Origin of the sequence: Streptomyces sp. NPDC029526, from assembly GCF_040637405.1 — a bacterium.
GTDB lineage: Bacteria > Actinomycetota > Actinomycetes > Streptomycetales > Streptomycetaceae > Streptomyces.
Window position 1 is genome coordinate 962,275 of record NZ_JBEZWE010000002.1, and the last position, 12,150, is coordinate 974,424.

The window sequence follows — 12,150 nt, forward strand, 5'->3', positions numbered from 1 at the left end:
TCCGTGTGACTGCGTGCACGCGTTCGATGTCACACTCCGCAGACTACCGTTCACAGCCCGAAGCGACGCTGGAGGTCTCCGAGCTGTCCGGGAAGGCGCGGTCCGCCCGACGCGGGTCCGGACCCACCGGAACCACCGCCTCCGGGCACCCCCGGCTGCGCCGGCGGCGCCCCCGTGGCCTGCTCGGGCATCAGTGTCTCCGAGGACTGCAGCAGCACCGTCCCGGCTCCGACGAACTCGAACTGGTGCTCCTCGCCGGACGCCCCGCCGAGGCCCGTCATCGCACGTAGACCGCCCAGCACGCCGGTCAGGTAGCCGTGGTCGTAGTGGTGGCACGGAGACGGGCAGTCGGCCCAGCCCACCAGCGCCTGCGGGTCCACCCGGACCGGGGGTTCCATGAACACCACCGGACCGTTGGACGCGGCCACGAACTTTCCGGTTCCGATCAGGGTCAGAAATCCAGGCACGATCGATTGCTTCAGCGACAGACTTGGCTGAAAAGCGAGCAAGTTGCCGGAGCGAATGGTCAGGTTGCCGTCCTCCAGGTCATACGAGTTCACGTCGAAGGCCCGGTCGGCGAGCAGCATCTTGCCCGAGCCCTCCGCCACGACCCAGTCGCTCGCGTGCAGTGGCGAATGGAACGCGGTACGGACAAGTCGGTCGAGTCGGCCGTGCCCGATGCCGTTGAACTCGATCGACCCGTAGTAGGCGATCATCTTCCCCTTCTGCAGGAACCACTGGCTCCCGGTGAGCTCCACGCAGAACGTGTAGGGGTCGACGTTGTCGTCGGCCGGCAGGGTCGTCGGGTCGAACACCGTCGGACCGGCGCCCGGGGTGGGGTAGGTGCTCACAGCTTCTCCTCCGAGGCCTGGACGTAGACCGCACCGCTGCCGCTCAGCTCCAGCTGGAACGCCTCGCCGGAGCCGCGGCCCACCATGTCCCGCCAGCCGAGGGCGGTCGACAGCCTGTTGCGGACGTCGCCGTGGTGGGCGACGTACGCCTGCGGGTCCACGTGCACGGGCCGCTGCGGGGTGATCGGGACCTCGATGACCCCGCCGTGGGCCATGACGGCGACGGCGCCGTGGCCCCGCAGGGTGGTGGTGAACAGCCCCTGCCCGGAGACCTGGCCCCGCACCACGCCCATCACGCCGCCCTGCGAGCCGAGGAAGACGGTCCCCTGTTCCAGCGTGCCCTCGAAGGCCAGCAGGCGGTCCGCCTCGACGTAGAGGGTGTCGCCGGAGAGGTCGATCACCTGGATGTGGTGGCCGCCGTGCCCGAACAGCACGGTGCCGCTGCCCTCGACGGTCATCAGCGGCGTCGCCTCGCCCGTGACCCGCCGCCCGATCATCGAGCGCACTCCGCCCTGGCCACCGGTCAGGTTGGGGGTGAAGGAGACGTCCCCCTGGTAGGCGAGCATCGCGCCGCGCTGGCTGAACAGTCTCCGGCCGGGCGTCACGACCGCCCGGATCATCTTGGAGTTGATCTCCTCGAAACCCATGTCACACGTCCCCCGCGATCGTGTTCCGCTCACTCGGCTGCACGTAGACCAGGCCGTCACCCTCGAAGCGGATCTGGAACGCCTCGCCGCCGCCCTCGCCCAGCAGCGTGCGGAAGGTCACACCGGACTGCAGCGACTGCCGCAGGTTCCCCCGGTGCGCCACGTACGCGCCGGGGTCGACCGTCAGCGGGAACCGGGGGCTGACCCGCAGCAGGACCGCCGGCCCGTCCGACATGACCGCCACCTGGCCGTGCCCCTCGACCGTCGTGGTGAACAGCCCGTTGCCCTGCGAGGCTCCGCGCAGCCCGGTGAAGGTGGTCCCGGTGCGCAGGCCGGAGTCCGCCGCAAGCAGGTTGCTCGACTCGACGTAGAGCGTCTCGCCCTGGAGTCCGACGAGGTTGATCTCGGCGGCCCGGTCGGCGAACCAGCAGGTCCCGTTGCCCTTCACCTCCATCACCGTCATCTGCTCACCGGTCAGCCGCCGGGTCACCATGCCCCGGATGCCCTCGCCGCCCCCGGTGAGCTTCTTGAACGTCATCTCGCCGTCGTACGCGACCATCGAGCCGTTCTTCGCCTTCACGGCATCCCCGGTCATGTCGACGGCGAGCACCTTGCTGCTCTGAAGTCGGAACATCGCCACGTCGGTGACCGTAGCCCGACTTCTCCCCTTCCGGACAGGTCCGTGGCTCCCCGGTGGACCCCGTCCGTTGATCGCGGAGGACGTTTGCCAGAATGGACGCACGCTTGTGCGTGCGTTCACAAATCGTCAGACCGTCGACGCCGACGTCTCTCCCATCGAAGGTGACCCGTGGACCTCAAGACCGCCGCCGCCCTCCGCCGACTCCGCCTGGTCTCGGGCCCCGAGGCGATCTCCTTCCTCGTCCTGCTCGTCTGCTCGGTCCTGAAGCGGACCACCGACTTCAACGCCGTCCCGGTCATGGGCGCGATCCACGGCATCCTGGTCGTGCTCTACCTGATCTTCTGGGCCGACGCCTGGAACCGCGCCAAGTGGTCGCTGAAGACGGCCGTCTTCTACTTCCTGATGATGGTCCTGCCCACCGGCGGCTTCTTCGCCGAGCGCCGACTCAAGCGCGAGGCCGAGGACGCGGTCATCGCCTCCCGCGCCCGCACCGAGGGAGTCGTGAGCGCGTGATCGTCGCCTTCTCCGTGACACCGCTCGGGGTCGGCGAGGACGTGGGGGAGTACGTCGCCGACGCCGTGCGGGTGGTCCGCGAGTCCGGGCTGCCGAACCGCACCGACGCCATGTTCACCTCCGTCGAGGGCGAGTGGGACGAGGTGATGGACGTGGTGAAGCGCGCGGTGGCCGCCGTCGAGGCGCGGGCACCGCGGGTCTCCCTCGTCCTCAAGGCGGACATCCGGCCCGGGGTGAGCGACGGGCTGACCTCCAAGGTCGAGACGGTGGAGCGGCACCTGACCGCCCCCGGCGGAGCCGACCGGGCCTGACCCGGCCCGCGGAGCGGCCCGGCTGATCGGGGCCCCGGGGGCTGTTCGATCCCGGCCGAGGAGGGCCCGCCGGTCCGGGCCGGCCCCACCGGCCTGACGTGGCCCGGACCCGCCCGCCGGGGGGCGCGGTCCCGGTCCCGCCCACCCGCGGGTGCCGCCTGGCGGACACCCCCGCCCCGCGCTCAGGGGCTTGCCCCCCGCCGCGGACGCGGTGCCGGACCATCCGCCGCGGACGGTGCCGGACCATCCTTCGGGCCACCGGGCCGACGTCCTCGCACACGGCCACCAGGACACCCGGGCGCGCCGGCGACGCCGGGGCCGCGTCCGCCGGACTGCCGTCCGAGCGCTCGTTCGACGCCGGGGCGAGGCGAGGACGACCGAAGCGCGAGACGGAGCTGACCGCCATATGACCGGCCGATAGGGTCTGCACCGTGCCGAAGCCGCTCAGTCTCTCGTTCGATCCCATCGCCCGCGCCGACGAACTCTGGAAGCAGCGCTGGGGCAGCGTGCCCTCCATGGCCGCGATCACGTCGATCATGCGCGCGCACCAGATCCTGCTGGCCGAGGTCGACGCGGTGGTCAAGCCCTACGGGCTCACCTTCGCGCGCTATGAGGCGCTGGTGCTGCTCACCTTCTCCAAGGCGGGAGAACTGCCGATGTCGAAGATCGGCGAGCGGCTGATGGTGCACCCCACGTCCGTGACGAACACGGTGGACCGCCTGGTCCGCTCGGGCCTGGTCGCCAAGCGTCCCAACCCCAACGACGGCCGGGGCACCCTGGCGGCCATCACCGACAAGGGCCGCGAGGTCGTCGAGTCCGCCACCCGCGACCTGATGGCCATGGACTTCGGCCTGAGCGCCTACGACGCCGAGGAGTGCACGGAACTCTTCGCGATGCTGCGGCCGCTGCGGCTGGCGGCGGGGGACTTCCAGGGGGAGTGAGGCCCGTCAGCTTGTCGAGGGTCCTCACCCGTAGGGATGGGTTCCAGCCCCGGGGAGCTGCAGAAACGCTCGGCCACTCGGCTCGCGTCGGGAAACTGGTGGCCGGCCTTCAAGCGGAAGGCCGGCTTCCACGTCGATCGTCGAGGAGTCCGAGGGTGCGCCTTCGCCATTTCGCCCGCCGTCTGTCCGCTTCCTTCACCGTGCTGGCGCTCTGCGCTCTCGGAAGTCTTGGCGCGGCCGGCCCGGCTCACGCCGGCGCAACGGGGTCCAGCGCCATCGGCACCTTCTCGTACGAGGTGCGGGGCGCGACGGTGACCGTCCCCGTCGGCTGTTTTCTGACCCACTCCATCAGCGGCTCGGGAAAGCGGATCACCAGGCAGATGGCGGGGGCCGACTGCATGGGGCTGGCCGCGACCTTCTCCCGGTTCTGCAACTGGAGGATCGACTTCGCCTACGCCGACACCAACGGGCGGACGTACCTGACCTCTCGGGGGGCCACACATGCCGAGTGTGACGGGGCGCCCCTGCGGCGGGCCGGAGCGCGGACCCTGCCCACGTACGGAAAGGCGTGCGCGAAGCTCCACATCAACGGCAAGCTGCGCGCGACGCAGTGCCACTACATCACCAAGTAACGTGGTGGGGCCGCCGGGGTGGAGGTCAGGCCCCCACGGGAGCGGGGTCGGTGTCCTTGATGATGAGCGGCTCGGCCTCGCGGGTCACGCGCCGCTCGACGAAGAAGGCCGCCGTGGGGACGGTGCCGGCCAGCAGTACCCACAGCTGGCGCCCCACCGGCATCCTCATCTTGTGACCGAGGTCGAAGGCGAAGATCAGGTACAGCACGTAGAGCCAGCCGTGGGCGATGCCGACCACCGACACGAAGCCGTCGAAGCCGCTCATGCCCAGCAGACGCTTGCCGATCACGCCCACGGTCAGCAGGACCAGGAGGACTGCGGTGATGTAGGCCATCACCCGGTAGCGGGTCAGGACGCTCTTCTTCATGGCGTCGAGGGTAGCCGGTGCCGTATCGGGCTCCGTACCCCCGTCCTGGCGTGCACCGCTGTCCTTTACTAGGACGTCCTAGTAAATTTGATGCCATGGACGCTCACGCCATCGAAGAGGGCCGCCGGCGGTGGCAGGCCCGGTACGACAGCGCGCGGAAGCGGGAGGCCGACTTCACCACCCTGTCCGGGGATCCGGTGGAGCCGGTCTACGGGCCCCGGCCGGGCGACACCTACGAGGGGTTCGAGCGGATCGGGTGGCCCGGGGAGTTCCCCTTCACCCGGGGGCTGTACCCGACCGGCTACCGGGGGCGGACCTGGACCATCCGGCAGTTCGCGGGGTTCGGCAACGCCGAGCAGACCAACGAGCGGTACCGGACGATCCTGCGCAACGGCGGGGGCGGGCTGTCCGTCGCCTTCGACATGCCGACCCTGATGGGCCGCGACTCCGACGACCCGCGTTCCCTCGGCGAGGTCGGGCACTGCGGGGTGGCCGTCGACTCCGCGGCCGACATGGAGGTCCTGTTCCGGGACATCCCCCTCGGTGACGTGACGACGTCGATGACCATCAGCGGGCCCGCGGTGCCCGTCTTCTGCATGTACCTGGTCGCCGCCGAGCGGCAGGGCGTCGACCCCGCCGTGCTCAACGGCACGCTCCAGACGGACATCTTCAAGGAGTACATCGCGCAGAAGGAGTGGCTGTTCCCGCCGGAGCCGCACCTGCGGCTGATCGGCGACCTGATGGAGCACTGCGCGGCCGGCATCCCCGCCTACAAGCCGCTGTCCGTCTCCGGCTACCACATCCGCGAGGCCGGTGCGACGGCCGCGCAGGAGCTCGCCTACACGCTCGCGGACGGCTTCGGATACGTGGAGCTGGGGCTCAGCCGCGGGCTGGACGTCGACGTCTTCGCACCCGGGCTGTCCTTCTTCTTCGACGCGCACGTCGACTTCTTCGAGGAGATCGCCAAGTTCCGTGCCGCCCGGCGCATCTGGGCGCGCTGGATGCGGGACGTGTACGGCGCGCGCAGCGAGAAGGCGCAGTGGCTGCGCTTCCACACCCAGACCGCCGGCGTCTCGCTGACCGCCCAGCAGCCGTACAACAACGTCGTGCGCACGGCCGTGGAGGCGCTGGCCGCCGTGCTCGGCGGCACCAACTCGCTGCACACCAACGCCCTCGACGAGACCCTCGCCCTGCCCAGCGAGCAGGCCGCCGAGATCGCCCTGCGCACCCAGCAGGTGCTCATGGAGGAGACCGGCGTCGTCAACGTCGCCGACCCGCTGGGCGGCTCCTGGTACGTCGAGCAGCTCACCGACCGCATCGAGGCCGACGCGGAGAAGATCTTCGAGCAGATCAAGGAGCGTGGCCTGCGGGCCCACCCGGACGGGCAGCACCCGATCGGGCCGGTCACCTCCGGCATCCTGCGCGGCATCGAGGACGGCTGGTTCACCGGCGAGATCGCCGAGTCGGCGTTCCGCTACCAGCAGGCGCTGGAGAAGGGCGACAAGAAGGTCGTCGGCGTCAACGTCCACACCGGGTCCGTCACCGGGGACCTGGAGATCCTGCGGGTCAGCCACGAGGTGGAGCGCGAGCAGGTCCGGCTGCTCGGCGAGCGCAGGGCCGCCCGCGACGACGCACGGGTGCGCGGCGCGCTGGACGCCATGGTCGGGGCGGCCCGCTCCGGCGCGAACATGATCGAACCCATGCTGGACGCCGTACGGGCCGAGGCCACCCTGGGCGAGATCTGCGGGGTGCTCCGGGAGGAGTGGGGCGTCTACACCGAGCCGGCGGGCTTCTAGGGAGCCCCGTCCCGCCCCTTCCACCCCCCACCGGCTGGTTCCGCCTCGGGCCGGTTCCGCCCCGGCCCGTCCCGCCCCGGCCGGTTCCGGCTACGCGGCCGGGGCGGCGGCCAGTCCCGACAGCATGACCCGGGTGAAGGACCGCACCCACTCGCCGTCGGCCGGCGCCGCGCTCACCAGGGTCCGGTGCACCACGGCACCGGCCACCATGTCGAAGATCAGGTCCACCGTGCGGGCGGACTGCTCCGGGTCCGTCTCGGGCGGCAGCTCGCCCCGGGCCTGCGCCCGCGCCCGCCCGGTGCGCACCAATCGTTTCTGCCGCTCCACGATCGAGGAGCGGATCCGCTCGCGCAGCGCCTCGTCCCGGGTGGCCTCGGCGACCACCGCCATCAGCCCGCTGCGGGCCTCCGGGCGGGCCAGGATGGCGGCGAACTGGTGCACCACGCCCTCGATGTCGGCGGCCAGCGAGCCGCGGTCGGGCAGGCACAGCTCGTCGAAGAGTTCCGCGACCGCGTCCACGACCAGTTCGTTCTTGCCCGCCCAGCGGCGGTAGAGGGTGGTCTTCGCGACCCCCGCACGGGCCGCGACGTCCCCCAGGGTGAGCCGCGACCAGCCGAGGTCGACCAGGGCCGCACGCGTGGCGGCCAGGATCGCGGCGTCCGCGTCGGCGCTGCGCGGACGCCCGGTGCGGGCGGCGGGGGTGCGGCTCTGCATGGCACGACCTTAGCCACCGGCCGGTTCCGTGCGTCCGTGAGAGAGATCACCGCGCGGGGCTACTCCACGCCGCCCCCGTACCGTTACGCTACGACCCGTAGCGAAAGCGCGCGCAGACCGGCGCGCCCGAGCGACGACCACCCGGGGCCCCGACGGGCCCCACCGGGCGCGGGGTGGGGACCCGGCGCCCAACAGCACACGTACGCCTGGCTTTCCGGGCGCTTTTCACACGCACGCGCGGTACGGGGGAGGATAGACCCATGCAGCCACGGAACATGTCCATGAGCGGGGTCGTCGACCTCGCCGCGGTGAAGGCGGCCCAGGAGGCCAAGGCGAAGGCGGAGCAGGCGCGCGCCGAAGCGGCCCGGCAGGGCGGCGGGGGTGCCGTCTCCCCGGCCGATCTCGTCATCGACGTCGACGAGGCCGGGTTCGAACGCGACGTCCTGCAGCGGTCCACCGAGGTCCCGGTCGTCATCGACTTCTGGGCCGAGTGGTGCGAGCCCTGCAAGCAGCTCAGCCCCGTCCTGGAGCGGCTCGCCGTCGAGTACGACGGCCGCTTCGTCCTCGCCAAGATCGACGTCGACGCCAACCAGATGCTGATGCAGCAGTTCGGCATCCAGGGCATCCCCGCGGTCTTCGCGGTGGTGGCCGGGCAGGCCCTGCCGCTCTTCCAGGGCGCCGCCGGCGAGGCGCAGATCCGCCAGACCCTCGACCAGCTGGTGCAGGTCGCCGAGCAGCGCTTCGGCCTGACCGGCCTCACCGTCGACCCCGAGGCCGAGCCGGGCGGCGCCACCGCCCCGGCCGCGGCCGAGGTGCCGGCGGGGCCGCACGACGCCCTCCTGGAGGCCGCCGTGCAGGCGCTGGACTCCGGTGACCTGGGCGGTGCCGTCCAGGCGTACCGGAACGTGCTCGCCGAGGACCCCGGCCACCCGGAGGCCAAGCTGGGCCTGGTCCAGGCCGAGCTGCTCCAGCGCGTGCAGGGTCTCGACCCGCAGAAGGTGCGCGCCGAGGCGGCCGAGAAGCCGGGCGACGCCCGGGCGCAGATCGCCGCCGCCGACCTGGACCTGGTGGGCGGTCACGTCGAGGACGCCTTCGGCCGCCTCATCGAGACGGTCGGCCGGACGGCGGGCGACGAGCGGGAGGCGGCGCGCGTGCGCCTGCTGGAGCTGTTCGAGGTCGTCGGCGCGGAGGACCCGCGGGTGACCGCGGCCCGCAGGGCGCTGGCACGCGCCCTGTTCTGAGCGGGCCGGGCCGGGCCGACCGGTCGGTTCGAGCGGTACTGATCGCACCGGTCGCACCGGTCGGACCGGTCGGACCGGTCGGAGAGGCGGGACTGGCCGGTCCGGCCGGGTGCCGGGCCGGCCGATCGACGGGGCACTCGGGCCGGGCGGCTGAATTGTCCGGTTCCGGCCCGTGGTGCCCGAGGGGAAGACTGGCCGACGGGTGTCCGTGCGACCTCGCTTTGCCAAAACTTGGCAATCACACCGGCTGTTACTGCGAGTAAGTCGCGACCTCTGGTCTGTCGGTTTCTGTCCATTGATCAATAGTTTTGTACGCCCCCGCCAGGACACCCAGCGTCGCCGGACGGGACCGCTGGGTCGTCCCACGGTTATCCGGCCGTTACTAGCGAGTAACGAACCCCCTTGTGCGGGCGGCGAGAATGCACCACGATCGGCGACGCTCGGTCCCTTCCCTCCCCCCGGCAGCCGGTCGGGTCAGGGAGATCCTGGGTCCCCACCGAGCAGGGCCGGCGGCCGTCGCCACCGGCCCTTGGACAGGGGGGTCTTCGTCCAGCCGGCGAAGCCTGTCCAGCAGGTTGTGCGTGATGCGTGTCAGGCGCGACCAGTGGTTGTCGCTCGGGGGTGATCGCCGGTGATTCGGGCGCAGTCTGCGCCGCCGAGTGCGGGCGCTCCCCTTCCGAGGACGTAGCACTTCTCCCATCCCTGTCCGGCCGTCCGCCGACTGGCGGCGCGTCAGGACAGGAGATGTACGTCCGAGAAGGAGGAAATATGGAGTCCCAGGTGCGTGGCGGGACCAGATGGAAGCGGTTCGCTGTGGTCATGGTGCCCAGCGTGGCCGCCACGGCAGCGATAGGTGTCGCCCTCGCGCAGGGTGCTCTCGCCGCTTCGTTCAGCGTGTCCGGCCAGTCGTTCAAGGTCACCACGAAGGAGCTCGTCGGTACGGGCTTCTCGCAGTACGGCGCCCTTGACGAGGGGTACACCCTCACCGGCAAGAAGACGGTCCACCCCGTCGCGGTCTCGGCGTTCAAGTCGGCGACCATCAAGAGCCTGTGCCAGTCGGTCGTCACCCCGAACATCCCGGTGCTCGGGAACGTCAGCCTGATCCTGCGCGCCGGTGACGGTGCTCAGCCGGTCGAGGCCGAGAACCTGTACATCGACGTCGCCGACCTCAACGCCGATGCCACGTTCACGAACATCGACATCGGTGTGGCCGCCAAGGACGCCAACAAGGGTCCGGGCATGAAGGGCGGCAACGAGCAGGCCAACCCGTACGGGTTCGCCCAGCAGGCCGACAAGGCCGTCCTGAAGGACGTGAAGCAGACGGCGTGGGCGACCACCGCCGGAACCTTCAAGCTCAGCGGCCTGAAGATGTCGCTCTCGACGGGTGTCAAGGAGTGCTACTAAGCACTCCTTGACGGGCGGGGGAGCCGGTGGCGCCCCCGCCCGTCCACCTTCCCGCCGCGCGTGGTCACGCGCGGCGCACATCACCACCACAGCAATGCCGTACCAGGGAGCTGTTTTCCATGAGCGCCGAGACTCCTGCCGCCACCGGCCAGTTCACCCGCCGAAGGCTGCAGTTCCGCGCCTGGCGGGGCGAACGGCCGTTCTGGGCCGGGTTGTTCGTCCTGCTCGCCGGACTCCCCATCGCCTACTTCCCGTACGCCAACCTCCAGATCGGACACCTGACGCTCGCCATGGCGACCACGGCGGGCGCCGGGTCCCTGATCATCGGCGTGCTGCTCGTCGTCCTCGGCGTCAGCCTCTGGTTCCAGAAGCACGTCCGGGTCTTCGCGGGAGTCGCGGCGATCCTCCTCGGGCTCGTGTCCATCCCCGTGTCCAACTTCGGCGGCTTCCTCATCGGCTTCCTGCTCGCCCTGATCGGCGGAGCGATGGCCGTGGCCTGGGCGCCCGGCGTGCCGCCCGCGGAGCAGCCGCCGGCGGACCACGGGGTCACGGACGGCGCCCCGGAGGCCGCGGCGGACGAGACCACGGCCCTGCCGCCGGTCGAGGGCCCCGCAGCGGTGGGCGAGCCGAACGATCTGTCAGGAACGAGCCCGGGGAACGGGGCGAACGGGAGGCACAGTGCCGGCTGACGAGGCGACCCGCGGGTCCGACGCGGAGAAGTCCCGCGCGAGAACCGGGCCGCGGCACGCGGCACCCAGGAAGCCGCTGTTCACCCGCTTCCACATGCCGGCGGGCAAGGCGATAGCCATCGCGGCGATGCCGACCGCCGTCCTGATGGGCATGGGGTTCACTCCGACGCTCGCGCAGGCGGACGACCAGCCGACCTCCAGGAGCCTGACCGCCGACGAGTTCAAGGACTGTCTGGCGGCCCTGGAGGAGGCCGAGAAGGGCGACCAGGACGACACGGACGAGAAGGACGGCGACGACGCCTCCGCCTCGCCCACGCCGTCCCCCTCGGCGAGCGCCACCGACGCGCCCGCGGAGGACACCGGCGAGCCCGCCGCGTCCTCCGCCGGGGACGGGAAGGGCGCCGACACGGGCGCGCAGAAGGGCCGTGCCTCTTCGCCGGATTCAGGTTCCGACGACAAGGCCGAGCCCGCTCCCGCCCCGTCCGCGAGCGCTGAGGAGACCGGAGGGGCGGCCGGGCCGGAGCCCTCCCCGTCGGAGACCGACCGCAACGTCCTGGAGAAGATCGGCGACGCCCTCAAGGACGCCTTCACCCCCAAGGACAAGGACGAGGAGGCCGAGGAGAGCCCGGCCCCGTCCGCGAGCGGCGACCCGGCCGAGGACCCGGCCGGTGCCGCGAAGGAGACCACGGCGAAGACCGCGGACCCCGCCGCCGGGAAGCCGGACGCGTCCGAGGAGACCGCCGGCGGTCCGGCCGGTGCGGACGAGGGCGCCGGCGGTGCGGCCGAGGAGTCCGGCGAGCCGGAGGAGGAGGCCACCGGGACCCCGGAGGCCGAGGCCACCCCGTCGCCGAGCCCGTCCGAGTCGTCCACCACCGACCTGGCGGACTGCCCGGTCGCCACGGACGCCGAGGGCGGTGTCGACAACACGGTGCCGCTGCCCGACGATCCCTGGTTCCTCAACGCCAGTTCACTGCTGCTGAAGGGCGCCGACTACAAGGGCATCGTCCAGGTGCGCACGGCCGACGGCAGCACCAAGAAGGTGCTGAAGTACGTGGTCTCCGGCGGCACCGACATCGGCGACCTGCACCAGACGGTCGAGGACAAGCAGGCCGGCAAGACCTACCACGTGCAGGCCGCGAAGGGCTCGACGTCCACGATCCGCGACGGCGACACCATCATGTACACGGAGAGCATCTCCGGGAAGCTGCTCGGGCTGATCCCCATCACCTTCGACCCGGAGCACCCGCCGCCGCTGAACATCCCGCTGATCTACTTCACCGACGTGACGGTGCAGCAGGCCGGCCAGTTCGGCGGGACCCTGCACATCCCCGGGCTGCACCAGTTCGTGGACTAGGTGCGCTGTCCGGACAGCACACCCAGGGGGTGCTTCGTCAACATCCCCGT

14 protein-coding genes are annotated in these 12,150 nt (G+C 71.3%); 9 read left to right on the forward strand and 5 right to left on the reverse strand.

Features of this window, described 5'->3' with window-relative positions; all coding sequences use genetic code 11:
- Window positions 1-50 precede the first annotated feature (50 nt).
- Genes AB0F01_RS09800 through AB0F01_RS09810 form a run of 3 tightly spaced genes read right to left on the reverse strand, consistent with a single transcriptional unit; the run spans window position 51 to window position 2,132 of the window.
- Complete coding sequence (locus tag AB0F01_RS09800; protein WP_362091896.1) at window positions 51-851, reverse strand: AIM24 family protein; 801 nt, start codon at window positions 849-851, stop codon at window positions 51-53.
- Window positions 848-1,498, reverse strand: coding sequence for an AIM24 family protein (locus tag AB0F01_RS09805; protein WP_362091899.1), 651 nt, complete (start codon window positions 1,496-1,498; stop codon window positions 848-850). Before AB0F01_RS09805 ends, AB0F01_RS09800 begins: the two co-directional genes overlap by 4 nt.
- 1 nt (window position 1,499) lies before the next feature.
- On the reverse strand, window positions 1,500-2,132 hold the full coding sequence (locus tag AB0F01_RS09810; RefSeq protein WP_362092568.1) for an AIM24 family protein: 633 nt from the start codon (window positions 2,130-2,132) through the stop codon (window positions 1,500-1,502).
- 174 nt (window positions 2,133-2,306) lie between these two features.
- Here AB0F01_RS09810 and AB0F01_RS09815 point away from each other — a divergent pair, with 174 nt between their 5' ends.
- The 4 genes from AB0F01_RS09815 to AB0F01_RS09830 all read left to right on the forward strand — a co-directional run bounded on the left by AB0F01_RS09815 (window position 2,307) and on the right by AB0F01_RS09830 (window position 4,535).
- Complete coding sequence (locus tag AB0F01_RS09815; protein ID WP_362091902.1) at window positions 2,307-2,651, forward strand: DUF3817 domain-containing protein; 345 nt, start codon at window positions 2,307-2,309, stop codon at window positions 2,649-2,651.
- Window positions 2,648-2,962, forward strand: coding sequence for an MTH1187 family thiamine-binding protein (locus AB0F01_RS09820; RefSeq protein ID WP_362091905.1), 315 nt, complete (start codon window positions 2,648-2,650; stop codon window positions 2,960-2,962). The genes AB0F01_RS09815 and AB0F01_RS09820 overlap by 4 nt, the downstream gene beginning before the upstream one ends.
- A 431-nt stretch (window positions 2,963-3,393) precedes the next feature.
- On the forward strand, window positions 3,394-3,903 hold the full coding sequence (locus AB0F01_RS09825) for a MarR family transcriptional regulator (protein ID WP_362091908.1): 510 nt from the start codon (window positions 3,394-3,396) through the stop codon (window positions 3,901-3,903).
- Window positions 3,904-4,058: 155 nt separating this feature from the next.
- The gene (locus AB0F01_RS09830; protein WP_362091911.1) at window positions 4,059-4,535 is read left to right on the forward strand and encodes a hypothetical protein; all 477 of its coding nucleotides are present in this window, start codon (window positions 4,059-4,061) and stop codon (window positions 4,533-4,535) included.
- Window positions 4,536-4,560: 25 nt separating this feature from the next.
- Here the strand turns inward: AB0F01_RS09830 and AB0F01_RS09835 are convergent, their stop codons facing one another.
- Window positions 4,561-4,902, reverse strand: a complete 342-nt coding sequence (locus tag AB0F01_RS09835; protein WP_362091914.1) for a DUF3817 domain-containing protein — start codon at window positions 4,900-4,902, stop codon at window positions 4,561-4,563.
- 95 nt (window positions 4,903-4,997) lie between these two features.
- Here AB0F01_RS09835 and AB0F01_RS09840 point away from each other — a divergent pair, with 95 nt between their 5' ends.
- Entirely contained in the window at window positions 4,998-6,698 is a 1,701-nt protein-coding gene (locus AB0F01_RS09840; protein ID WP_362091917.1) for a methylmalonyl-CoA mutase family protein, read from the forward strand.
- Window positions 6,699-6,788: 90 nt separating this feature from the next.
- Here AB0F01_RS09840 and AB0F01_RS09845 read toward each other — a convergent pair whose 3' ends face one another.
- Window positions 6,789-7,412 (reverse strand): TetR/AcrR family transcriptional regulator, encoded by a 624-nt coding sequence (locus tag AB0F01_RS09845; RefSeq protein WP_362091920.1) that lies wholly within the window; start codon window positions 7,410-7,412, stop codon window positions 6,789-6,791.
- A gap of 260 nt (window positions 7,413-7,672) precedes the next feature.
- Here AB0F01_RS09845 and AB0F01_RS09850 point away from each other — a divergent pair, with 260 nt between their 5' ends.
- From AB0F01_RS09850 to AB0F01_RS09865, 4 genes are all read left to right on the forward strand, one after another.
- Complete coding sequence (locus AB0F01_RS09850; RefSeq protein WP_362091923.1) at window positions 7,673-8,653, forward strand: tetratricopeptide repeat protein; 981 nt, start codon at window positions 7,673-7,675, stop codon at window positions 8,651-8,653.
- 768 nt (window positions 8,654-9,421) lie between these two features.
- A complete protein-coding gene (locus AB0F01_RS09855; protein WP_192231480.1) occupies window positions 9,422-10,057 on the forward strand; it encodes a DUF6230 family protein in 636 nt (211 codons plus the stop codon).
- A gap of 119 nt (window positions 10,058-10,176) precedes the next feature.
- Window positions 10,177-10,746 carry a DUF6114 domain-containing protein gene (locus AB0F01_RS09860; protein WP_362091926.1) on the forward strand — a complete coding sequence of 190 codons (570 nt, stop codon included), beginning with the start codon at window positions 10,177-10,179 and terminating at the stop codon, window positions 10,744-10,746.
- Window positions 10,736-12,100, forward strand: coding sequence for a hypothetical protein (locus AB0F01_RS09865; RefSeq protein ID WP_362091929.1), 1,365 nt, complete (start codon window positions 10,736-10,738; stop codon window positions 12,098-12,100). The genes AB0F01_RS09860 and AB0F01_RS09865 overlap by 11 nt, the downstream gene beginning before the upstream one ends.
- Window positions 12,101-12,150: the final 50 nt, after the last annotated feature.

Coding starts and splice junctions, on each gene's coding strand:
- AB0F01_RS09805 (WP_362091899.1), bottom strand. CDS start 1,498: ATGGGTTTCGAGGAGATCAACTCCAAGATGATCCGGGCGGTCGTGACG.
- AB0F01_RS09810 (WP_362092568.1), bottom strand. CDS start 2,132: ATGTTCCGACTTCAGAGCAGCAAGGTGCTCGCCGTCGACATGACCGGG.
- AB0F01_RS09835 (WP_362091914.1), bottom strand. CDS start 4,902: ATGAAGAAGAGCGTCCTGACCCGCTACCGGGTGATGGCCTACATCACC.
- AB0F01_RS09840 (WP_362091917.1), top strand. CDS start 4,998: ATGGACGCTCACGCCATCGAAGAGGGCCGCCGGCGGTGGCAGGCCCGG.
- AB0F01_RS09845 (WP_362091920.1), bottom strand. CDS start 7,412: ATGCAGAGCCGCACCCCCGCCGCCCGCACCGGGCGTCCGCGCAGCGCC.
- AB0F01_RS09850 (WP_362091923.1), top strand. CDS start 7,673: ATGCAGCCACGGAACATGTCCATGAGCGGGGTCGTCGACCTCGCCGCG.
- AB0F01_RS09855 (WP_192231480.1), top strand. CDS start 9,422: ATGGAGTCCCAGGTGCGTGGCGGGACCAGATGGAAGCGGTTCGCTGTG.
- AB0F01_RS09860 (WP_362091926.1), top strand. CDS start 10,177: ATGAGCGCCGAGACTCCTGCCGCCACCGGCCAGTTCACCCGCCGAAGG.